Source organism: Streptomyces sp. NPDC058051 (genome assembly GCF_042885475.1).
Classification (GTDB): Bacteria; Actinomycetota; Actinomycetes; order Streptomycetales; family Streptomycetaceae; genus Streptomyces.
In genome coordinates, this window is the sequence record NZ_JBHVRW010000009.1 from 205,461 (window position 1) to 226,644 (window position 21,184).

Consider the following 21,184-nt stretch of genomic DNA (forward strand, 5'->3'; position numbering starts at 1 on the left):
CGCACAGACGCGTTCCCTACGATGGCGCGGTGACGAGTACTGCGCCCGAAGCCCTGCAGGGCCAAGACGCCGTGAGACCGCGCGGTGAAGAGCCGGCCTCCTGGCCACAGCGGCTGCGCCGCTTCGGCCATTGGCCCCGGCCCGGGATCGGGCTGCGAGAAAGGCTGGTGCCGCCGTACACCCGGCCCGGTCCGCAGGTGTGGGCGGTGCTCGGTGTCTCCCCGCCGATGGCCGGGCGCCTGGTGCGGTGGTCGGCCTGGGGCGGGCCGCTGCTGGTGGCGCTGGTCGCCGGGGTGCTGCGGTTCTGGAACCTGGGCAGCCCGCACGCGCTGATATTCGACGAGACGTACTACGCCAAGGATTCCTGGGCGCTGATCCACCAGGGGTACGAGGGCGACTGGCCCAAGGACGTCGACAAGCTGATCCTGGACGATCCGTCGAAGGTGCACATCCCGGTGGACCCGGGCTATGTGGTGCATCCGCCGGTCGGCAAGTGGGTCATCGGGCTCGGTGAGCAGCTCTTCGGTTTCACGCCGTTCGGCTGGCGGTTCATGGTGGCGGTGCTCGGCACGCTGTCGGTGCTGATGCTGTGCCGGATCGGGCGGCGGCTGTTCCGCTCGACGTTCCTGGGGTGCCTGGCGGGCACGCTGCTCGCCCTGGACGGCCTGCATTTCGTGATGAGCCGCACCGCGCTGCTCGACCTGGTGCTGATGTTCTTCGTGCTCGCGGCGTTCGGGGCTCTGCTGATCGACCGCGACTGGGCGCGGCGCCGCCTCGCCGCCGCGCTGCCGGTCGGCGAGGAGGGGGTGCTGCGCCCGGATGCCGGTGTCGCGGAGAACCTGCGCCTCGGGCTGCGTCCGTGGCGCCTCGTCGCCGGTCTGATGCTGGGGCTGGCCTTCGGCACCAAGTGGAACGGGCTGTACATCCTGGTCGGGTTCGGTCTGATGACGGTGCTGTGGGACGTGGGCGCGCGACGGACCGCGGGCGCGGTCCGCCCGTACGCGGCGGTCCTGAAGCGGGATCTGCTGCCGGCGTTCGTCTCGACGGTCCCGGTCGCGGTCCTCACGTATCTCGTCTCCTGGACCGGCTGGATCGCCACCGACAAGGGCTACTACCGGAACTGGGCGCAGACCGACGGCAGGGGCGGCAACTGGACGTGGTTGCCCGACTGGCTCCGCAGTCTGTGGCACTACGAGTACCAGGTCTACGAATTCCACGTGAACCTGACGTCCGGCCACACCTACCAGTCCAATCCGTGGAGCTGGATCGTGCTCGGCCGGCCCGTCTCGTACTTCTGGGCGGAGGAGCCCGGCTGTGCGGCGTCGGAGACGGGCAAGTGCTCCCGCGAGGTGCTGGCCATCGGGACGCCGCTGCTGTGGTGGGCGGCGTGCTTCGCCCTGGTGTACGTGCTGTGGCGGTGGATCTTCCGCCGCGACTGGCGGGCGGGGGCGATCGCCTGCGGCGTGGCGGCGGGCTGGCTGCCCTGGTTCCTGTACCAGGAGCGGACGATCTTCCTCTTCTACGCGGTCGTGTTCGTGCCGTTCCTGTGTCTGGCGGTGACGATGATGGTCGGCGCGATGCTGGGGCCGGCGGCGGGTACGGGGGCCAGACGCGAACTCGGCCTGGTGACCGGCGATCCGTCGGGAGAACGGCGGCGGGCGCTGGGGGCGGTCGCCGCGGGCGTGCTGGTGCTGCTGATCATCTGGAACTTCATCTATTTCTGGCCGATCTACACGGGAACACCGATTCCCGACGGTTCCTGGCGGGACCGGATGTGGCTGGACACCTGGATCTGACCGGCGCATGTCTGGACACCTGGATCTGACCGGCGCATGTGAGGAGATCACCGCTCCACGCCGCACATATCGCATTCCGATAACGACCGGCTCGGCTGTCCCGGCCGTCCCGTAGTGTGCCCCGCAGAATCCCCTTGAACATGTTCAAGGGGAGCTCCTGGGGAGGGGGACTACAGGAATGCGCAGTGGAGCGAAGGTTGCGATAGTCGGCGGAGTGTTCACGGTCGTGGTCGGCGGGGTGGGCTACGGGGCGTACAACATCTGGGACGGTCTGAACGGCGGGGGCGGCGGCACGGACAGCAAGTCCGCCTCCGCCGAGGTGAAGTCGGGGCCGGTCACCGAGTCGGAGATCGCCGACGTGTCGAAGAGGTTCCTCAAGGCCTGGGCCGACGGTGACTCGGCTGTCGCGTCCCAGCTCACCAACAACGCGACCGAGGCCGAACCGGCCCTGGCGGGCTACCGCGAGAGTGCCCATGTCTCCGAGGCGGTGATCACTCCGGGCCCGGCGGTCGGCACGAAGGTGCCGTACACGGTGAAGGCGACCGTGTCCTTCGAGGGGAAGTCCAAGCCCTGGTCGTACTCCTCCGAACTGACCGTGGTCCGCGGCCTGACCACCGGCAGGCCGCTGGTCGACTGGGCCCCCGCCGTGATCCACCCGGAGCTGACGGACGGCGCGTCACTCAAGACGGGCGAGGCGTCCGCGCCGTCGATCGAGGCCGTCGACCACAACGGCAAGGTGCTCACGAAGGAGAAGTACCCCTCGCTGGGGCCGATCCTGGACGCGCTGCGCAAGAAGTACGGGGAGAAGGTCGGCGGCACCGCGGGTATCGAGACCTGGATCGAGAGCGCGACCGAGGGCGGCTCGAACAAGACCCTGCTGACCCTCGCCCAGGGCCGGCCGGGCAAGCTGCAGACCACGCTGGACGCGGACGCGCAGGCGGCGGCCGAGACGGCCGTGAAGAAGTTCAGCCAGGCTTCGGTGGTCGCGGTCAGGCCCTCCACGGGCGCGATCCGCGCGGTCGCCAACAATCCGGCCACCGGGTTCAACACGGCGATGCAGGGCAAGCAGGCGCCCGGGTCGACGATGAAGATCGTGACGGCGGCGATGCTGATCGAGAAGGGCCTCACCTCCGCCAATCAGAAGGTCGAGTGCCCGCCCGACGTGATGTACCAGGGCCGCACCTTCCACAACCTGGACAACTTCTCCATCCCGGACGGCACTCTGACGACCAGCTTCGCGCGGTCCTGCAACACCGCCTTCATCAAGCTGATCGACGAAACGAAGGACGACACGGCACTCGCCAAGGAGGCCCGTGATGTCTTCGGGATCGGCCTGAACTGGCAGACCGGCGTCGTGTCCTGGGACGGCAGCGTGCCGGAGGCCGCCGGGGGCGAGGCCGCCGCGCAGTACATCGGTCAGGGAACGATCGAGATGAACGCGCTCAACGTGGCGTCCATCACCGCCACCGCGAAGAACGGCACCTTCCGCCAGCCGATCCTCGTGGACCGGGACCTGGACGGCCGGACGATCGCCACCGCCTCCCGGTCGTTGCCCGCGTCCGTCTCCCAGCAGCTCACCAACATGATGCGCCAGACCGCCAGTTGGGGCACCGGCAAGGCCGCCATGGCCTCCGTCGGCGGCGACAAGGGCGCCAAGACGGGTTCGGCGGAGGTCGACGGCCAGGCCACGTCCAACAGCTGGTTCACCGGCTTCAGCAACGACCTGGCCGCCGCGGCGGTCGTCCAGTCCGGCGGCCACGGCGGCGACGCGGCGGGACCGGTGGTGGCGGCGGTGCTGCGCGCGGGTTCGTGAGACCACGAAGGCGAACGGCCCGCCCTGAGCCCGGCAGACAAGGGATCATGACAAGGACAAAACTCGCCCTCGTAACGGCTGCTGCCACGGCGCTGGTCGCCGGTTGCTCCGCCGGGTCGGCGGACGGATATGCAACGCCCGGCAAGGTGTGCGGCATCGATGTTCCTTCAGCAGCCACCGGACCGCTCCTCCCCGCCGGCAAGAACATCGAGCAGTACCCCGAGGACTTCGACAAGAAGCCGGACTCGATCGGAAGTTGCCTCGTCAACGTCGACAAGAAGTTGGCTCTGAGGATCGCCGTGTACCGGGAATCCGGAAAGATTGACGTGCCCGAGCTCGCCCGGGAGGGTTCCCTCAGGCTCAAGAATCCCGAAGCGGCAGACATCGCCCATGTCTCCAGCGCACAAGTCGCCGAAGACGGAGCGCTCATGACCATTCCCTGTCAGGATCGCGGAAAGGACTACCTCGTCACCGAGTTCGCCGTCGGAGAGCGTTCGTGGGACAAGGTGAGCACGAAGAACCAGCGCAAGGAGATAGACGCGTTCGTCCGCCGCTACGTCCCCGAATTGATCAAGGTGACGTGCGGCGCATGACCACCCTGTGGCGTCCGCCCGACCAGTTCACTCCGCCAGGTGGGCCGATACCGGCTCCGCACGTGTGAACCCCGTCGCGTGCCCCGCGCCTTGTTCGCTAGCGTGCGGGGCATGAGCACTCCCGAGACCACCACCACAGAAGCCCATCCCCGATTCGCCGAAGCCCTGCGGGAGCTGGGGCTGCGGGTCGAGATCCGTCGGTTCCCGGAAGCGACGCGTACGGCCGCCGAGGCCGCTGCCGCGATCGGCTGCGGCCTCAGCGAGATCGTGAAGTCCCTGATCTTCGAGGCCGACGGCGTCCCGGTGCTGGTCCTGATGGACGGCTCCTCGCGTGTCGATGTCGAGCGCGTGCGAGCGGAGTTGGGGGCGGGGAAGGTCAAGCGGGCCGGGGCCGATCTGGTGCGGGAGACGACCGGGTACGCGATCGGGGGCGTGCCGCCCTTCGGGCACCGCACGAGGACGCGGGTGCTGGCCGACCGCGGCCTCCTGGACCACGCCGTGGTGTGGGCGGCGGCGGGCACCCCGCACACCGTCTTCCCCCTCGATCCCACCACGTTGATCGGGCACGCCGGCGGCACCGTGGTGGAGGTGCGTGAGCAGTCCCGGTGACGCCGCTGGTCGCCCTCGCCGTCCTGATCGCCGCGGTCACGCACGCCAGTTGGAACGCGATCGCGCACGCGATCAAGGACCAGCTCCTCTCCTTCACCCTGATCTCCGGGGGCGGGCTGCTGATCGGCGCGATCGCCGCCTGCTTCGTCCCGTTCCCGGCCACCGGGGCCTGGCCGTATCTGTTCGTCTCGGCCGCGCTGCACGTGGCGTACATGCTGCTGCTGATGCGTTCGTTCACCCTGGGCGACTTCGGCCAGATGTACCCGATCGCCCGGGGTACGGCCCCGCTGGTGGTGACGGTCCTCGCCGCTGTCTTCGTCGGTGAGCGTCCCGACGGCTGGGCCACGGCGGGCGTCGCGGTGGCCTCGGCGGGGCTCGTCGGGCTCGCTCTGTGGGGTGTCCGCGGCTCCGGCAAGCGTCCGCACTGGCCCGCGCTGCTGGCCGCCGTCGCGACGGGCCTGGCCATCGCCGGGTACACCACGGTGGACGGGGTCGGGGTGCGGGCCTCGGGCACCTCGCTCGGGTACATCGCCTGGCTGATGATCCTGGAGGGGCTGGCGATCCCGGTCTACGCCCTGTACCGGCGCCGGGGCGAACTCGTCGCCGAGATAAGGCCGTTCGCGGCCCGCGGCCTCCTGGGTGCGGCGCTGTCGGTGACGGCGTACGGACTGGTCCTCTGGGCCCAGACGCGAGCCGCACTGGCCCCGATCGCGGCGCTCCGCGAGTCGTCGATCATCGTCGGCGCGGCCATCGGAACGGTGTTCTTCAAGGAACGGTTCGGCGCGCCCCGCATCGCGGCGGCGGGGCTGATGGTCGCGGGCATCGGGCTGATGCTGCACTCGGCCTGAGGGCCTGATGCCGCACTCGGCCTGAGGGGTTGATGCCGCACTCGGCCCGAGGGGGTGATGCCGGTCTCGGCCCGAGGGCCTGATGCCGCACTTGGCCCCTTGCGCTGGGGCTGGTGCAATCCGACGCCGTTTTCTGGAACCGAGGTTGCTGAGACAGAACCCGGACATGCACAGGATCGTTTGAGGATCGACTCGGCCCTAATGTCATCGGTGTCAGCAGGAAACACCGCAATCGACAGCCGCTGGAGATCACGATGCGTTCGCGTCTCGCCGCCCGTTCCGCCCGTCTCGTCCTGGCCGCCGCGGCCGTCACGGCCCTCGCCGCCACCACCACCGCCTGTGACCCCGACGACCTCGCGGACGCCGGCAGCTCCGCGACCCCCTCCGCCGTCGCCTCAGCCGGCAGCGGCGGGAGCGACAGCCCTTCCACCGACAGCCCCTCCGCCGGCGGCTCGTCCACCGACAGCCCCTCCGCCGGCGGCTCGTCCACCGACAGCCCCTCCACCGGCGGCTCGTCCAACGGGAGTTCCGACTCCGGCGACGACGGGAAGAGCGGCTACGGGCAGTCCTGCGGCACCAACGACCTGGACTTCACGGTCACCGCGGAGACCCAGGCCGGCGGCTACTACCTCGTCACCGCCAGGGCCAAGTCCGGCATCACCTGCTACCTGGACGTCAACACCCCCAGCGTGTCCTTCGGCTCCGGCGCCGACGGCGTCGCCTCCCCCGTCGGACAGGGTGGCGAAGACCCCATCAAGCTCACCGGCTCCGCCGTCGCATACACCGGTATCAACCCCAAGACCACCGACAACAATGGCGGCAAGGAATTCGAGAACGTCATCATCGCCACCACCGAGGACGATCCCAACCCCGCCGAACTCAAGCTCCCCGACACGGCCACCGTCGACAAGCCCATCGTCACCAACTGGTCCACCAACCGCTCCGAGACCATCCCCGTCATCGTCTGACGAACCGGGAGCGCACGAACCGGGAGCGCACGAACCGGGAGCGCACGAACCAGGAGCGCACGAACCAGGAGCGCACGAACCAGGAGCGCCGGCCGCGGCACCGGTCCGGCGCACCTCCGCGACCGCCCCCGCTACTCCCCCGAAACCGCCCGGCGGAAGCCGTAGTCCACCGCCGTCAGTCCGCCGTCCACCCGCAGCGTCGTCCCCGTGATCCAGGCCGCGTCGCGCGAGGCGAGGAAGGCGACGGCGGACGCGATGTCGTCCGGTTCGCCGACCCTGCCGAGCGGGTAGAGGCCGCTGACCCGGGAGAGTTCCGCGTCGCGGCCCGCCCACGCGTCGGTGCGGATCGTGCCGGGCGCGACCATGTTGACGCGCACGCCGCGCGGTCCCCCGTGGCCGGCGAGGGTGCGGGTGAGGCTGCCCAGGCCCGCCTTGGCCGCGCTGTAGGCGTGGTTGCCGTAGTCCTGCTCGCCGTTGACCGATCCGATGTTGACGATCGCGCCCCGGCCGGAGGCCACCAGGTGCGGAAAAGCGGCGCGGGCGCAGCGGTACGGGCCGGACAGTGTGATGTCCAGGTCGCGTTCCCAGGCGGTGTCGGGCTCGTCCTCGAAGAGCGGGGTGTCAGCGGTGCAGGAGTACGCGTTGTTCACCAGCACGTCGAGGGATCCGAAGGCGGCGACGGCATGGGCGACCGCGGCCTCGACCGCCGCCCGGTCGCCCACGTCGCAGGCCAGCGCCTCGGCCGTCGCACCCGTCTCGCGTATCTCCGCGGCCGTGCGTCCGGCGCGCTCGCCGTCCAGGTCGGTGACCAGGACGCGCGCGCCCTCCGAGGCGAGTCGGCGAGCGGTGGCCGCGCCGATGCCGCGTCCCGCTCCGGTGATGAGTACGCCGTATCCGTCGAACCGTGAACCAGCAGAGGATGGAGGAGTCATAGCGCCGACCGTACTGCCCTGACCAGGGCTTGGGCACGGGGATCGGCGGTGACTCCCTTCTGCAGACCGTTCGTCACATAGCCGAGCGCGATGCCGGATTCGGGATCGGCGAAGCCGAGCGAGCCGCCCCGGCCGGGGTGGCCGAACGAGCCCGGGGCCAGCAGCGGGGCCGCCGGGCCGTGCAGCATGTAGCCGAGGCCGAAGCGGGTGTTGACGACCAGGACCCGGTCCGGGCCCGCCGACTCCTCGGTGCGGGCGAGGGTGAGCGTGGCCGGGGCGAACAGCCGGTGGCCGTCGACCGGGCCGATCATGGCGGCGTAGCAGCGGGCCAGCGCGCGGGCGGTGGCGATGCCGTTGGAGGCGGGGAGTTCGGCCGCCCGGTAGGCGGGGTCGTTCTCCTCGGGCTGCGGGTCGATGGCCCCGAAGGCGCGGCGGGTGAGGGAGTGCGGGTCGCGGTACGCCTCGGTGACGGAGCGTTTGGGCCGCATCCGCAGGGCGCCGCCGTTGTCCGCGACGGCCGGTGGTTCGACGGGGCCGATCCGGCCCACCCGGTGCGTCTCGTCCGCCGGAAGGCCGAACCAGAAGTCCAGGCCGAGCGGGCGGGCTATCTCCTCCGCGACCCAGCGGCCGACGGTGCGGCCGGTGACCCGGCGCACCAGTTCGCCTATGAGCCAGCTGTAGGTCTGGGCGTGGTACCCGTGGTCGGTGCCGGGCTCCCACTGGGGGCGCTGGGCGGCGACGGCCCGGGGGCCGGAGATGCCGTCGGCCGCCTCGGAGGGGGTCAGGGGGCGGTCGAGGGCGGGGAGGCCGGCCCGGTGGGCGAGGAGGTGGCGGACGAGGACGCGTTCCTTGCCGGCGGCCTTGAACTCCGGCCAGTACGTGCCGACCGGGGCGTCGAGGTCGACCTGGCCGCGCTGGTGCAGCATCAGCGGTACGGCGGCGGCGATGCCCTTGCCCGCCGAGCGGACGATCTGCACGGTGTCGACGGCCCACGGTTCGACGCCGTCCACGTCTCGCGTTCCGGCCCACAGATCGACGACCTTGCGGCCGTCCCGGTAGACCGTGACGGCCGCGCCGCGTTCGCCGCGCTGCTCGAAGTTACGGACGAAAGCGTCCCGGACCGGTTCGAATCCGGCCGCCACCGTGCCCCGTACGTCCACACCTGTTCCCGCGCTCCCGCTCATCCCCCCATGGTGCATCCCGCCGCAGGTCGAACGTGGGGCGGGTCACCCGGTGTTCACCGTCACGGAACGTGGATCGAATCCGAAGGGCAGCTCCAGACGGTGGGCGCGCATCAGTTCCTCGTCGCAGAGCAGGTCCTGGGTGCGGTCGTCGGCGGCGATGACGCCCTCGCTCAGGATGACCGCGCGCGGGCAGAGTTCCAGGGCGTAGGGCAGGTCGTGCGTGACCATGAGCACGGTGACGTCCAGGGACCTGAGGATGTCGGCGAGTTCGCGCCGCGAGGCGGGATCGAGGTTGGAGGACGGTTCGTCCAGGACGAGGATCTCCGGCCGCATCGCGAGGACGGTGGCGACGGCAACGCGGCGGCGCTGGCCGAAGGAGAGGTGGTGCGGCGGCCGGTTCGCATACGTCTCCATGCCGACCTGCCGCAGGGCCTCGTCGACGCGTTCCTCCAGTTCGGCGCCGCGGAGTCCGGACGCGGCGGGGCCGAAGGCGACGTCCTCGCGGACGGTGGGCATGAAGAGCTGGTCGTCGGGGTCCTGGAAGACGATGCCGACGCGGCGGCGGATCTCGGCGAGGTTGCGCTTCTCGACGGGGAGACCGGCGACCCGGACGGTGCCCGCACCGGCGTCGAGGATGCCGTTCAGGTGGAGGACGAGGGTGGTCTTGCCGGCCCCGTTGGGGCCGAGGAGGGCGACGCGTTCGCCTCGGGCGACTGTCAGGTTCACCCCGAAGAGCGCCTGATGGCCGTCAGGGTAGGCGTAGGCGAGGCCGCTGACCTCCAGGGACGGCACGGGGGCGGGGGGCTTGCTCATACGGTCCATCCCAGCAGACAGATGACGAGGGCGAGTACGGGGAGTGCCGAGGCGCGGGCCCACTGGGTCCGGGAGGCCGTCACCTCGTCGATGACCGGCATGGATCCGGCGTAGCCGCGGCTGACCATCGCGAGATGGACGCGTTCGCCGCGCTCGTACGACCGGATGAAGAGCGCGCCCGCCGACGTGGCCAGGACGCCCCACTGCCGTAGGCCGCGCGCCTCGAAGCCGCGGGAGCGGCGGGCGATCGACATCCGGCGCATCTCGTCGGTGATCACATCGCCGTACCGGATCATGAAGGAGGCGATCTGTACGAGCAGCGGCGGCAGCTTGAGCCTCTGGAGGCCGAGCAGCAGCGCGCGCAGTTCGGTGGTGGAGGCGAGGAGCACGGAGGCGGCGACGCCGAGGGTGCCCTTGGCGAGGACGTTCCAGGCGCCCCAGAGGCCGGGGACGCTGACGGAGAGGCCGAGGACGTGGGTCTGCTCGCCGGGCACCACGAACGGCATGAGCAGGGCGAACGCGACGAACGGCACCTCGATGAGCAGCCGCTTGAGCAGGAAGGCCGCGGGGATGCGGGCCAGGGCGGTGACGGCACCGATCAGCAGCGCGTACAGCGCGAACGCCCATACCGCCTCGCGCGGTGTCGAGACGACGATCACGACGAAGCAGAAGACGGCGGCGATCTTGCAGTGTGGCGGCAGGTCGTGGACGGGCGAGCGCCCGTGCCGGTAGAGGCGGTGAGCGTGCCCGGAGGCGCCCGGGTACGTGCCGGGGGCGGGCCGGGGGCGTGGGCGGTCGCTGTCCGTGGCGGGCTTCGCCGCGGCAGCCGTGGTGGATTGCCCTGAGGTGGCGGCGCCCATGTCAGACGGTTTCCCGGAGGTGCGAGGCGGCTGCGGGCGTGTCCGGTGTGCGACGGCGGCGGACGGCGTAGAAGACCAGGCTGCCGACGACGATCGTGGCCCCGACGCCGATCACTCCGGCGAGGCCGCCGGAGACGCGGGCGTCGGAGACGTCCTTGACGCCGTAGTCGGCGAGCGGGGAGTCCTTGGCGGCGTGTTCCTCGGTCCTCTTGTCGATGCCCTGGTCGGCGGCGACCTTCTCCAGGCCGTCGGGGCTGGCGGAGGCGTAGAAGGAGACGAAGCCCGCGAGGACCAGGGCGGTGACGAGGCCGGCGATCCGGATCCGGCGGGTGGAGCGGGCGACGGGCTGCTGGGCCGGGGCGACGGGCTGCCGGTCGGGGGCGTCGACGAGTTCGCCGTCGACGCGGAGCTTGAGCGGTGTGGTGAGTCCGCGGGCGCCGTGGACCAGATCGGGGCGTACGGCGACGACGGCGCCGACGGTCAGCGCGGTGATCACGGCCTCGCCGATACCGATCAGGACGTGGACGCCGACCATGGCGGTGAAGACCTTGCCGATCGGGATGTCGGTGGTGCCGCCGATCCAGTAGATCAGCGTGAAGGCGCAGGCCGCGGCCGGTACGGAGACCAGGGCGGCGACGAAGGACGCGGCCGTGACGGAGCGGCGGGTACGTGGCAGCACGCCGAGCAGCCCGCGGAAGAGCGCGTAGGAGACGACCGCGGTCACGACGCCCATGTCGAGCGTGTTCACGCCGAGCGCGGTGAGACCGCCGTCGGCGAAGAGGATGCCCTGCATGAGCAGGACGACGGATACGCAGAGCACCCCGGTGTACGGCCCGACCAGGATCGCGGCGAGTGCTCCGCCCAGCAGATGCCCGCTCGTGCCCGCCGCGACCGGGAAGTTCAGCATCTGCACGGCGAAGATGAACGCGGCGACGAGTCCGGCGAGCGGCGCGGTGCGCTCGTCGAGTTCGCGGCGGGCGCCCCGCAGGCTGACGGCCACGGCACCCGCGGCGACGACTCCGGTGACGGCGGAGACGGGTGCGTCGATGAATCCGTCGGGTACATGCATGAAAGGCTCCGCTTCCTGCGATCCGGTGCCGCGGACGGGGTCGTGAACCGTTCGATGATAGAGCCTTGTTGCAAACCCTTTGCAAGAGCGGGGACGTCACAGTTGGCCGCCCGATGTGCACATGAAGGAAAATATGGGACATTAGATGACGAAATAAAACACTGGAGGAGTCGGCCCATGCCCCCCGTGATCCATGAGCAGGCCGAGGCCTGGCTCGTCAACGACACCCCTGATCTGCCCGCGGTACCGGTCGACCTGCTGTACGACGCCGATGTCGACCCACGCACGGTCCACGTCGCCTTTCCGGGCGGCACCGACTGGGCGTTCGGCCGCGATCTGCTGGAACGCGGACTGCGTTCCCCCGCCGAGCGCGACGGTTTCCGGGTGTGGCCGTGCGGACGGACACAGCTGGTCGTGGAACTCCGCTCGAAGGAAGGCGTGGAGGTCGTGCAGTTCGACAGCGCGCCGCTGATCCGTTTCCTGCACCGCACACACGACGAGAACGCCGCCGGTCCCGCACCTGTGTGACACACGTCCCGCACCCGTGTGACGCACACCCGTACAAGACGGCACCCACGGCCGACCACCCGCGCCTGACAACCCACGCCGCCTCACACACATGGCGGAAGCCCCCGTGCCGCTCGCACGGGGGCTTCCTCGTTGCCCCGGTCCCCCGTCCCCACAGGTAACCGGCGCGTCCGGGGCCGCGCTCCGCTCAGACGCGGGCCCCGGAGACTCTGCTGTCCGGGCCTCCGCGGCTCCGCCCGGACAGGGTCCGACTCAGACGCGGATCAGCTCGCGCCCACCCTCGACGTCGCCGCCGCCCGCGCCTTCCTCGGGCGTCTCGCCGAGCTGCTTGCGCAGCCCCTCGCCCTCGACGTCCACGTTCGGCAGGAGCCGGTCCAGCCAGCGCGGCAGCCACCAGGCACGGTTGCCGAGCAGGGCGAGGACCGCGGGCACGATCGCCATCCGGACCACGAACGCGTCGAAGAAGACGGCGATGGCGAGCGAGAAGCCGATCATCTTGATCATCTGCTCGCTGGAGCCGATGAAGCCGGAGAAGACCGCCATCATGATCACGGCCGCGGCCGTGACGACCCGGGCGCCGTGGTTGAAGCCGGTGACGATCGCCTGGCCGGGCTTCTCGCCGTGGACGTACGCCTCACGCATCCGGGTCACGAGGAAGACCTCGTAGTCCATGGCCAGGCCGAAGACCACACCCACCATGAAGATCGGCATCATGGACATGATCGGGCCGGTCTGTTCCACGCCGAAGAGCGAGCCGAGCCAGCCCCACTGGAAGACCGCGACGACCGCGCCCAGGGCCGCGACGACCGAGAGCAGGAAGCCGAGGGCCGCCTTCAGCGGCACCAGCACCGACCGGAAGACCAGCATCAGCAGCAGGAAGGCCAGGCCGACGACGAGCGCCAGGTACGGCAGCAGCGCGTCGTTCATCTTCTGCGAGAAGTCGATGTTCATCGCCGTGGAGCCGGTGACCAGGACCTCGGCACCGGTGTCCGACGTGATGTCCTTGCCCGTGTCACGGATCGCGTGGACCACGTTCTCGGTGTCGGTGGAGCTCGGCCGGTCCTTCGGGACGACGGTGATCATCGCGGTGTCACCGGCCTTGTTGAACTGGGCCGGGGTGACGGCGACGACGCCCGGGATGCCCGAGATCTCGTCGGAGACCTGCTGGGCCGCGGTCTTGCCGTCGGAGCTGTTCCTGGTGTCGACGACGACCATCAGCGGGCCGTTGAAGCCGGGGCCGAAGCCGTCGGACAGCAGGTCGTAGGCGCGGCGCTGGGTGGTGCTGGTGGGCTGGGAGCCGTCGTCGGGCAGACCCAGCTCCAGGGACGCGGCCGGTACGGCGATCGCGCCGAGGCCGAGAACGCCGACCAGCAGCACCCACACCGGCTTGCGCAGCACGAAGCGTGCCCAGCGGGTGCCCATGTTCGGCTTCGCCTCGGGCGCGCTCGCCGCCTCGGCGGCCTTGCGCGCCTTGCGCCCGAAGACCCGCTTGCCTGCGAAGCCCATCATGGCCGGGACCAGGGTGAGCGCGATGAGGACGGCGATCGCGACCGTGCCGGCCGCGGCGACGCCCATCTTCGTCAGCATCGGGATGTTCACGACGGCGAGGCCGACCAGCGCGATGACGACGGTGAGACCGGCGAAGACGACCGCGGAACCGGCCGTGCCGACGGCCCGTCCGGCCGCTTCCTCGCGCTCCCGGCCCTCGGCCAGCTCGGCGCGGTAGCGGGAGACGATGAACAGCGCGTAGTCGATGCCGACCGCGAGGCCGATCATCATCGCGAGGGTGGAGGTGGTGGAGCCCAGGTCGAGCACGTTCGCCAGGGCCGTGATCAGCGAGACACCGATGCCGACCCCGATCAGCGCGGTGAGCAGCGGCAGTCCGGCGGCGATCAGCGAGCCGAAGGTGATGACCAGCACCACCGCGGCGATCGCGACGCCGATGATCTCGGTGGCCCCGGTCTCCGGAATCGCCTGGAGCGCGTCACCGCCGATCTCCACGGTCATCCCGCTCTTCTGCGCCGCGTGGCCCGCGTCCTCCAGGGCGTCCCGGGTCGCGTCGGTCAGCTCCATCGAGTTGACCTTGTAGGACACGGAGACGTACGCCGTGGAGCCGTTCTTGCTGACGGCGTCGCCGGTGTACGGGTCGGTGACCGAGGCGATCTGGTCCGAGCCGGACTTCAGCCGGTCGGCGATCTTGTTGACCTCGGCCTTGTTCGCCGGGTCGGTCATCTTCTGGCCGTCGGGGGCCTTGAAGACGACACGGGCGGTCGCGCCGTCGGCACTGGCGCCGGGGAAGCGCTGTTCCATCAGGTCGAAGGCCCGCTGGGCCTCCGTACCCGGGATCGAGAAGGAGCTGGAGGTGGCGGTGGACGCGGAGGCGGCACCGAATCCGGCGAGCGCCAGCAGTGCCACCCAGATCAGGGCGACATAGCGGCGGCGCCGGAAGGTGAGCCTTCCGAGCTTGTAGAGGAAAGTGGCCACGGAGGCGTACTCCCGGTCAGGTCGTGAGTGGAAAAGGGCGTGAGGAACCAGCCCGACGACGAGAGCGGCGTGTCAGGTGGGGCTTGGGGAGGGGGCCGTGCGGAGGGGACGTTCGCGCGAAGGGGACGTTCGTGCGAAGGGACCGCGGTCAGACGCCGAGAGCGGGGAGGATCACGGAGTCCACGTAGTCGAGAAGGAACGCCTGGTCGACGGAACGGTCCTCGACCAGCTGCCGGGCGGCGAAAGCGCCGATCAGCATGTGCGGTACGTACTTCAGCGCCGGGAGGTCCGGACGCAGTTCACCCCGGTCCACGGCTCGGCGCAGCATGGTTTCGAGGCCGGTCATCTCCGGCTCGACCAGCAGTCCGCGCAGGGCCTGGAGCAGATCGGGATTGTCGTGGACGGCATGGCTCAGACCCCGCAACAGCGCGGAGTCCTTCTCCATCTGGCAGTCGTCGGAACGGCTCACCACGGCGTGGAAGTCGCCGCGCAGCGACCCCGTGTCGACGTCCGCGAGGGACACCGGCTTGTTGTGCCGCAGGGCCGTGACGACCAGCTCGGGCTTGCTCCCCCACTGGCGGTAGAGGGTGGCCTTGCTGGAACGGGTGCGGGTGGCGACGGCGTCCATGGTCAGGGCGTCGTAACCGACCTCGCGCAGCAGGTCGAGAACGGCGGCGTACAGCTCGCTCTCGCGCTCGGGTGTGAGCCGGGTGCGTGCCATGTGCCGACCTCCTCTCCCTGCCTCGTTCCGGACTCCGGAACAGTCGTCGATCAGTCGATCAATAGTCCATCGAACGAAACCGTTTCGTACAGCTCGACCGTACCCCACCCACCCAGCGAAACGAAATCGTTTCGATGGTGTTCCACACCACAAGTTGCCGGGGCCCTCGTGCGCGGAAAGCATTGAGGCGTGAGTGACGATGTCGCGTATATCCGTTTCCCGCACCTCCATGAGAATCTGCTCTGCTTCGCGGCGGAGGACGACCTCTGGGTCGCTCCTCTCGCCGAGGAGGGGCAGCGGCCCGGCCGCGCGTGGCGGCTGACCGTCGACCGGACCAGGGTCAGTCACCCGCGGTTCTCCCCCGACGGAAGCCGTATCGCCTATACGACCTGGCGCAGCCTGGATCCCGAGATCCATCTCGCGCCGGTCGAGGGCGGCCCGGCCCGCCGGCTCACCTACTGGGGGTCGACGGACGCCCGGGTCTGCGGCTGGACCCCCGACCCGCCGGACACCTCCCAGATCCTCGCCGTGTCCTCGCACGGCCAGCCGTTCCCGCACGTCTCCTGGGCGTACACGGTGTCCACGGACGGCAGCCCCGGCAGCAAGCTGCCGTGGGGGCCGGTCTCCGACATCGCCGTCGCCGACATCGACGGCGAGCGGCGCACGCTGCTGCTGACCGGCAAACCGCCGCACGAACCGGCCTCCTGGAAGCGGTACCGGGGCGGTGCCATGGGGCGGCTGTGGCTGCACGGCGAGCGGCTGCTCCCGGGCATCGGCGGGCACCTCGACTCGCCCATGTTCATCGGCGGCCGGATCGCGTTCCTCTCCGACCACGAGGGCGTCGGCAACCTGTACTCCTGCCTGCCCGACGGCAGCGACCTGCGCCGCCACACGGACCACGACGCCTTCTACGCCCGGCACGCGTCCAGCGACGGCCGCCGCGTCGTGTACCAGTGCGCGGGCGAGGTGTGGCTGGTGGACGACCTGGAGTCGCCGGACGCGGTGCCGAGGAAGCTGGAGGTGCGGCTGGGCGGCCCGCGCACCGGACGGCGTACGCACCAGGTGCCGGCCGCCAGCAACGTCGACGCGCTGTCCGTGGACGAGACGGGCCGGGCGAGTGCCGTCTCCGTACGCGGCAGCCTGTACTGGCTCACCCACCGCGACGGCCCGGCCCGGACGATCGCCGACACCCCGGGGGTCCGGGTCCGGCTGCCGGAGATGCTCGGCAGCGGCGGCCAGGTCGCCTACGTCACGGACGCGGACGGCGAGGACGCGATCGAGATCGCCTATCTGCCGCGCGCCAGCGGCGACCGCGAGCCCCGACGACTGGCCTCGGGGCAGGTCGGCAGGGTCCACGAGCTGATCTCCGACCCGGACGGCGAACGGCTGGCGATCGCCACGAACGACGGGCGGCTGCTGCTCCTGGACACGGACGAGGAGACCTCCACCGGCGAACCCACCGAACTGATCCGGTCCGTCAACGGACCGGTCCGCGACCTGGCGTTCTCACCGGACGGCGCCTGGCTGGCCTGGTCGCACCCCGGGATCGGCCGTTCGCTGCGCCAGATCAAACTGGCCCGCATCCTGGGAACCGGCTCCCCGGTGATCGTCGATGTCACCAATGGCCGCTTCGAGGACGAGAATCCCGTCTTCACCGGCGACGGACGCTATCTCGCCTTCCTCTCCTGGCGCGGCTTCGACCCGGTGTACGACGTCCACACCGGGGACCTCTCCTTCCCGCTGGGCTGCCGCCCCTACCTGGTGCCGCTCTCCTCGGCCACCCCCTCCCCGTTCGCCCTGTCCCCGGAGGGGCGCCCGGCGGCGGGCGGCCTCGACCCGGCGGACGACGTCGTGGTCGACGCCGGTACCGGCGAGGGGCCGTCAACGGTCACGGTCGAGTTCGAGGGCCTGGAGAGCCGGGTGACTCCGTTCCCGGTCTCCGCGTCGAAGTACTCGGCCCTGCACCCGGTGAGCGGCGGCGGCCTCGTCTGGCTGCGCTGGCCGATCTCGGGCGCGCTCGGCGAGACGTTCGCCAACCCGGCGGACATGTCGGGCCGCCCCACGCTGGAACACTTCAACATCTCCAAGGCCAGGAAGACCGAACTCGTCGGCCATCTGGACTGGTTCGCGGTCAGCGGCGACGCCACGCGCCTGGTCGTCATGGACGAGGGCGAGCTGCGCGCCGTCCCCGCCACCGAGATCGGCGACAGCGACTCGACGGTCTACATCGACCTGCGCCGCATCCTGCACGACGTCGACCCGGCGGCGGAGTGGCGCCAGGCGTACGGCGAGGCGGGCCGCATCATCCGCTCCTACTTCTGGGAGCCGGACATGTGCGGCATCGACTGGGACGGCGTGCTCGACCAGTACCGCCCCCTCGTCGAACGGGTCGCGTCCCCCGACGAGTTCGCCGATCTGATGCGCGAGGTCCTGGGCGAACTGGGCACCTCGCACGCCTACGCGGCACCGGCCCGCCGCAACGAGGGACCGCCGCACTACCAGCGGGCGATCGGACTGCTCGGCGCGAACCTGGTGTGCCGGGACGGCGACTGGACGATCCGGCGCATCCTGCCCGGCGACTCCTCCGACTCCAAGGCCCGTTCCCCACTGGCCGGTACGGGCATCCGGGAGGGCGCGGTCCTCACCCATGTCGACGGCCGCCCCGTCGACCCGGTGGCGGGCCCCTATCCGCTGCTCTCCGCGGCGGGCGGCACCACGGTCGAGCTGACCTTCCGGCCCGCGGAGGGCGAGGGCCGCTCCCGTCGCGTCGCCGTCGTCCCCCTGATCGACGAACGGCCGCTGCGCTACCAGGACTGGGTGGCCAAACGCCGTGAGGTCGTACGCGAGCTGAGCGGCGGCAAGTGCGGGTACCTGCACATCCCCGACATGGGCGGCTCGGGCTGGGCCCAGTTCAACCGGGACCTGCGCATGGAGGTCTCCCGCCCCGCCCTGATCGTCGACGTACGCGGCAACGCGGGCGGCCACATCAGCGAGTTGGTCGTCGAGAAACTCACCCGCACGATCCTCGGCTGGGACCTCACCCGCAACGCCCAGCCGGTCAGTTACGCCTCCAACGCCCCCCGCGGCCCGGTGGTCGCCCTGGCCGATGAGGCGACCTCCTCCGACGGCGACATGATCACCGCCGTGTTCCGCCTGCTGAAACTGGGCCCCGTGGTGGGCCAGCGGACATGGGGCGGCGTGGTCGGCATGACCGGCCGCCACCGGCTGGGCGACGGAACGGTGATCACGGTGCCGATGAACGCCGCCTGGTTCGACGCCTACGGCTGGTCCGTGGAGAACTACGGAGTCGAACCGGACCTGGAGGCCCTGCGCACCCCGCTCGACTGGGCCGAGGGCCGGTACGCGGTACTGGACGACGCGGTCCGGGTGGCCCTGGACCTCCTGGCCGCACACCCGGCGGCGACCCCGCCGACGTACGAATCGGTCCCGGACCGGCGGCGTCCCCCCTTGCCGCCGCGGTAGGACCGCCGCGACGGCACCGCCGTACTCAGTGCGAAGGGCCGGGGCCGGGGCTGCTGAGCCCTGCCCCGGTCCCGCCGGAACCCGCCGGTTCGTACACGGGCAGACCCCACCGGGCGGGCGCCCGCAGTTCGCACCAGACCGTCTTCCCGTACGGCCCCTGCTCCACGCCCCACCGCAGCGCCAGCGCGTCCACGAGCAGCAGTCCCCGCCCCGACTCGTCGCCGCCTCCCGCGCTCCGCACGGCCGGCCAGGCGCGCGGCTCGGGATCGCTCAGCTCGACGCGGATACGGCCGGAGCACGTGCCGCTGACCCGGAGCGTGACCGGTGTCCCCTCACCGAGATGCACGATCACATTGGTCAGCAACTCACTGACGCAGAGCAGCAGATCGGGTACGTCGGCACCCCCGCACCGCTCCCGCAGTATGCGCCGCGTCTCAGGTACGGCCTTCGGCACGGCGAACAGGGTCACGGCGAGCGGCAGCGGGGTCATCCACCGGCCGCCGCACGCAGCACCTCGGCCAGCCGACGCGCGGTCACCACACTGCAGTTGCCGAGTGCCACCAGCGGCGGCCGGGCCGTATCCCCGGCCAGGGTCAGCGGATCGACGCCGAGCGACGGCAAAACGACGCCGTGCGCGGCGAGAGCGGCGCGGAGGGCGCCGATGTCCGTGCGGATGTCGTAGGCGGGAGTGTCCTGTGTGTGGTCCATGAGGAGCCGTACACCTTTCGTTGCGCACTGTGACGAACACCTCACACGCTGCCGCACGGACCTCTACCTTGAAAGGGTTTCCCACTCCACAACGCACAGCGCGAAAGGTGGTCAGAAGTGGCTACGCGCAAGGAGATCGACGGCTCGGCGGGTGTCCCGCAGTTCTACGGCAAGGAACTCCGCTTCAAACGGGAGGAGGCGGGCCTGACCCTGGAGAAGCTGGTGGACGGCAGCTTCTACGGCATCACGTACCTGAGCGAGATCGAACACGGCCACCGCCGGATGCCCATGGACCTGTCCCAGCACGTGGACCGGGTGCTGGGGACGGACGGGTTCTTCGAGCGACGGTGCGAGGACGTGAGGAAGGCCAAACAGGGGGCGCACTCCTCGTACTTTGCGCCTGTAGCGGAAGCGGAGACGCGGGCCCGGACCATCGATCAGTGGTCCGGCACGCTCATCCCGGGGCTGCTCCAGACCAGGTTCTACGCCCACGCTGTCATCCACTCCACACACTCTCTGAATACGCTGGAGGAGACCGAGGCAAAGATCGAAGCCCGGATGCAACGCGCTCGGCTCTTCGACAACCCCAAGAAACCGGAGTACTGGGTGGTCTTGCACGAGTCACTGGTGCACCACTCCATCATCCCGCCAGTGGAAATGGCCGAACAGCTGGAACACATCGCAGCGTTGGTACGGGGCGGCCGCATCGTTACACAGATCCTTCCGTGGAACGGCCCGACCCACCCCCTCACAGAGCTGCCGCTCCTCTTCATGGACTTCGACGACGAGCCACCGCTGCTTTACACCGAGGGCCCGTATCACGGCCAGACCATCGACGATCCGTCGCTCGTGACGCAGTACCGCAAGGCATACGATCGGCTCAGGGCCGCCGCCTTGCCGCCGGAGGTGTCCCTCGACCTGATCGAGAAGGCGGCTGAGGAGTACCGGAATGGCCAGCATCGGTCTTGATCTCCACCTGGCTACGTGGCGCAAGAGCAGCTACAGCAACGGCAGTGGCGGCGACTGCCTCGAAGTCGCGGAGGAGTTCGCCGTCTGGCGCAAGAGCAGCTACAGCAACGGCGACGGCGGCAACTGCCTCGAAGTCGCCGACGGCCACCCCGGCGTCGTCCCCGTCCGCGACTCCAAGCGCCCCGGAGGGCCGGCGCTCGTCATCGCCGCGTCCGCCTGGACGCCGTTCGTCGAGTCCGTCAAGGCGGCCTGACCGCCGCGCCGTTGCCGTCCCGCACGCTTCAAGCGGTCTGCGGGGAGCAGGGCCCCCGCCCTCTCCCCCGGCTCTACGAGCCGGGGGAGGCGTCCGGTGAAGCGCTCCCCTCCCGCTCTGCTCCCTTGGCCCCCGCGAGGTTGTCGCGGCTGTTGAGGGTGTCGGGGTGCATGTCACCCAAGACCTCCTCACGCTGAGCGAGAGTGGCCTCGTACAACGGGATGGCCCGACCGACATCACCCGCACTCTCGTAGGCACCGGCAAGGTTGTTGCGACTGGTCAGGGTGTCGGGGTGCATGTCACCCAAGACCTCCTCACGCTGAGCAAGAGTGGCTTCATATAGCGAAATGGCCCGACCGACATCACCCGCACTCCCGTAGGCGTACGCAAGGTTGTTGCGACTGGTCAGGGTGTCAGGGTGCATGTCACCCAAGACCTGCACATGCTGAGCAAGGGCGGCCTCGTACAACGGGATGGCCCGACCGACATCACCCGCACTCTCGTAGGCACCGGCAAGGTTGTTGCGACTGGTCAGGGTGTCAGGGTGCATCTC

The 21,184-nt window shown here is 70.3% G+C and carries 20 protein-coding genes; 10 read left to right on the forward strand and 10 right to left on the reverse strand.

The window, feature by feature from the left end:
• Window positions 1–29 precede the first annotated feature (29 nt).
• The 6 genes from ACFVUT_RS17120 (at window position 30) to ACFVUT_RS17145 (ending at window position 6,627) form a co-directional block, all read left to right on the forward strand.
• A complete protein-coding gene (locus ACFVUT_RS17120) occupies window positions 30–1,796 on the forward strand; it encodes a dolichyl-phosphate-mannose--protein mannosyltransferase (protein WP_389648804.1) in 1,767 nt (588 codons plus the stop codon).
• Between the two features lie 178 nt (window positions 1,797–1,974).
• Window positions 1,975–3,609, forward strand: a complete 1,635-nt coding sequence (locus ACFVUT_RS17125; RefSeq protein ID WP_389648801.1) for a penicillin-binding transpeptidase domain-containing protein — start codon at window positions 1,975–1,977, stop codon at window positions 3,607–3,609.
• Between the two features lie 47 nt (window positions 3,610–3,656).
• On the forward strand, window positions 3,657–4,202 hold the full coding sequence (locus tag ACFVUT_RS17130) for a hypothetical protein (protein WP_389648798.1): 546 nt from the start codon (window positions 3,657–3,659) through the stop codon (window positions 4,200–4,202).
• Between the two features lie 111 nt (window positions 4,203–4,313).
• Window positions 4,314–4,811 (forward strand): YbaK/EbsC family protein, encoded by a 498-nt coding sequence (locus ACFVUT_RS17135; RefSeq protein ID WP_389648795.1) that lies wholly within the window; start codon window positions 4,314–4,316, stop codon window positions 4,809–4,811.
• Window positions 4,808–5,659: an EamA family transporter gene (locus ACFVUT_RS17140; RefSeq protein ID WP_389648792.1), complete on the forward strand. Its 852-nt coding sequence runs from the start codon at window positions 4,808–4,810 to the stop codon at window positions 5,657–5,659. Before ACFVUT_RS17135 ends, ACFVUT_RS17140 begins: the two co-directional genes overlap by 4 nt.
• Window positions 5,660–5,913: 254 nt before the next feature.
• Window positions 5,914–6,627 carry a hypothetical protein gene (locus ACFVUT_RS17145; RefSeq protein WP_389648789.1) on the forward strand — a complete coding sequence of 238 codons (714 nt, stop codon included), beginning with the start codon at window positions 5,914–5,916 and terminating at the stop codon, window positions 6,625–6,627.
• Window positions 6,628–6,758: 131 nt separating this feature from the next.
• Here the strand turns inward: ACFVUT_RS17145 and ACFVUT_RS17150 are convergent, their stop codons facing one another.
• The 5 genes from ACFVUT_RS17150 to ACFVUT_RS17170 form a co-directional block, all read right to left on the reverse strand.
• Window positions 6,759–7,559, reverse strand: coding sequence for an SDR family NAD(P)-dependent oxidoreductase (locus ACFVUT_RS17150; protein ID WP_389648786.1), 801 nt, complete (start codon window positions 7,557–7,559; stop codon window positions 6,759–6,761).
• On the reverse strand, window positions 7,556–8,719 hold the full coding sequence (locus tag ACFVUT_RS17155; RefSeq protein WP_389649279.1) for a serine hydrolase domain-containing protein: 1,164 nt from the start codon (window positions 8,717–8,719) through the stop codon (window positions 7,556–7,558). Before ACFVUT_RS17155 ends, ACFVUT_RS17150 begins: the two co-directional genes overlap by 4 nt.
• A 66-nt stretch (window positions 8,720–8,785) precedes the next feature.
• Complete coding sequence (locus ACFVUT_RS17160) at window positions 8,786–9,556, reverse strand: energy-coupling factor ABC transporter ATP-binding protein (RefSeq protein WP_389648784.1); 771 nt, start codon at window positions 9,554–9,556, stop codon at window positions 8,786–8,788.
• The gene (gene cbiQ, locus ACFVUT_RS17165; RefSeq protein WP_389648781.1) at window positions 9,553–10,416 is read right to left on the reverse strand and encodes a cobalt ECF transporter T component CbiQ; all 864 of its coding nucleotides are present in this window, start codon (window positions 10,414–10,416) and stop codon (window positions 9,553–9,555) included. Before cbiQ ends, ACFVUT_RS17160 begins: the two co-directional genes overlap by 4 nt.
• 1 nt (window position 10,417) lies before the next feature.
• Window positions 10,418–11,485 carry an energy-coupling factor ABC transporter permease gene (locus ACFVUT_RS17170; protein ID WP_389648779.1) on the reverse strand — a complete coding sequence of 356 codons (1,068 nt, stop codon included), beginning with the start codon at window positions 11,483–11,485 and terminating at the stop codon, window positions 10,418–10,420.
• 177 nt (window positions 11,486–11,662) lie between these two features.
• Between ACFVUT_RS17170 and ACFVUT_RS17175 the strand changes: the two genes are divergently transcribed.
• A complete protein-coding gene (locus ACFVUT_RS17175; protein WP_389648777.1) occupies window positions 11,663–12,013 on the forward strand; it encodes an SsgA family sporulation/cell division regulator in 351 nt (116 codons plus the stop codon).
• Window positions 12,014–12,265: 252 nt separating this feature from the next.
• On the opposite strand, the gene ACFVUT_RS17180 is transcribed toward ACFVUT_RS17175, so the two are convergent.
• Window positions 12,266–14,497 carry an MMPL family transporter gene (locus tag ACFVUT_RS17180; protein WP_389648775.1) on the reverse strand — a complete coding sequence of 744 codons (2,232 nt, stop codon included), beginning with the start codon at window positions 14,495–14,497 and terminating at the stop codon, window positions 12,266–12,268.
• Between the two features lie 148 nt (window positions 14,498–14,645).
• Window positions 14,646–15,218: a TetR/AcrR family transcriptional regulator gene (locus tag ACFVUT_RS17185; protein ID WP_389648772.1), complete on the reverse strand. Its 573-nt coding sequence runs from the start codon at window positions 15,216–15,218 to the stop codon at window positions 14,646–14,648.
• A 189-nt stretch (window positions 15,219–15,407) separates the two neighbouring features.
• Between ACFVUT_RS17185 and ACFVUT_RS17190 the strand changes: the two genes are divergently transcribed.
• On the forward strand, window positions 15,408–18,701 hold the full coding sequence (locus ACFVUT_RS17190) for a S41 family peptidase (RefSeq protein WP_389648770.1): 3,294 nt from the start codon (window positions 15,408–15,410) through the stop codon (window positions 18,699–18,701).
• 25 nt (window positions 18,702–18,726) lie between these two features.
• Here ACFVUT_RS17190 and ACFVUT_RS17195 read toward each other — a convergent pair whose 3' ends face one another.
• On the reverse strand, window positions 18,727–19,191 hold the full coding sequence (locus ACFVUT_RS17195) for an ATP-binding protein (protein WP_389648767.1): 465 nt from the start codon (window positions 19,189–19,191) through the stop codon (window positions 18,727–18,729).
• Window positions 19,188–19,409, reverse strand: a complete 222-nt coding sequence (locus tag ACFVUT_RS17200) for a hypothetical protein (RefSeq protein WP_389648765.1) — start codon at window positions 19,407–19,409, stop codon at window positions 19,188–19,190. Before ACFVUT_RS17200 ends, ACFVUT_RS17195 begins: the two co-directional genes overlap by 4 nt.
• A gap of 117 nt (window positions 19,410–19,526) precedes the next feature.
• Between ACFVUT_RS17200 and ACFVUT_RS17205 the strand changes: the two genes are divergently transcribed.
• A complete protein-coding gene (locus ACFVUT_RS17205) occupies window positions 19,527–20,378 on the forward strand; it encodes a helix-turn-helix transcriptional regulator (RefSeq protein ID WP_389648762.1) in 852 nt (283 codons plus the stop codon).
• Window positions 20,359–20,631: a DUF397 domain-containing protein gene (locus ACFVUT_RS17210; RefSeq protein WP_389648760.1), complete on the forward strand. Its 273-nt coding sequence runs from the start codon at window positions 20,359–20,361 to the stop codon at window positions 20,629–20,631. The genes ACFVUT_RS17205 and ACFVUT_RS17210 overlap by 20 nt, the downstream gene beginning before the upstream one ends.
• A 73-nt stretch (window positions 20,632–20,704) precedes the next feature.
• Here ACFVUT_RS17210 and ACFVUT_RS17215 read toward each other — a convergent pair.
• Window positions 20,705–21,184 (reverse strand): tetratricopeptide repeat protein (locus tag ACFVUT_RS17215; protein WP_389670977.1); only part of this gene is annotated, 480 nt, incomplete at its 5' end.

Coding starts and splice junctions, on each gene's coding strand:
- ACFVUT_RS17170 (WP_389648779.1), bottom strand. CDS start 11,485: ATGCATGTACCCGACGGATTCATCGACGCACCCGTCTCCGCCGTCACC.
- ACFVUT_RS17130 (WP_389648798.1), top strand. CDS start 3,657: ATGACAAGGACAAAACTCGCCCTCGTAACGGCTGCTGCCACGGCGCTG.
- ACFVUT_RS17145 (WP_389648789.1), top strand. CDS start 5,914: ATGCGTTCGCGTCTCGCCGCCCGTTCCGCCCGTCTCGTCCTGGCCGCC.
- ACFVUT_RS17125 (WP_389648801.1), top strand. CDS start 1,975: ATGCGCAGTGGAGCGAAGGTTGCGATAGTCGGCGGAGTGTTCACGGTC.
- cbiQ (WP_389648781.1), bottom strand. CDS start 10,416: ATGGGCGCCGCCACCTCAGGGCAATCCACCACGGCTGCCGCGGCGAAG.
- ACFVUT_RS17175 (WP_389648777.1), top strand. CDS start 11,663: ATGCCCCCCGTGATCCATGAGCAGGCCGAGGCCTGGCTCGTCAACGAC.
- ACFVUT_RS17210 (WP_389648760.1), top strand. CDS start 20,359: ATGGCCAGCATCGGTCTTGATCTCCACCTGGCTACGTGGCGCAAGAGC.
- ACFVUT_RS17160 (WP_389648784.1), bottom strand. CDS start 9,556: ATGAGCAAGCCCCCCGCCCCCGTGCCGTCCCTGGAGGTCAGCGGCCTC.
- ACFVUT_RS17150 (WP_389648786.1), bottom strand. CDS start 7,559: ATGACTCCTCCATCCTCTGCTGGTTCACGGTTCGACGGATACGGCGTA.
- ACFVUT_RS17135 (WP_389648795.1), top strand. CDS start 4,314: ATGAGCACTCCCGAGACCACCACCACAGAAGCCCATCCCCGATTCGCC.
- ACFVUT_RS17185 (WP_389648772.1), bottom strand. CDS start 15,218: ATGGCACGCACCCGGCTCACACCCGAGCGCGAGAGCGAGCTGTACGCC.
- ACFVUT_RS17200 (WP_389648765.1), bottom strand. CDS start 19,409: ATGGACCACACACAGGACACTCCCGCCTACGACATCCGCACGGACATC.
- ACFVUT_RS17195 (WP_389648767.1), bottom strand. CDS start 19,191: ATGACCCCGCTGCCGCTCGCCGTGACCCTGTTCGCCGTGCCGAAGGCC.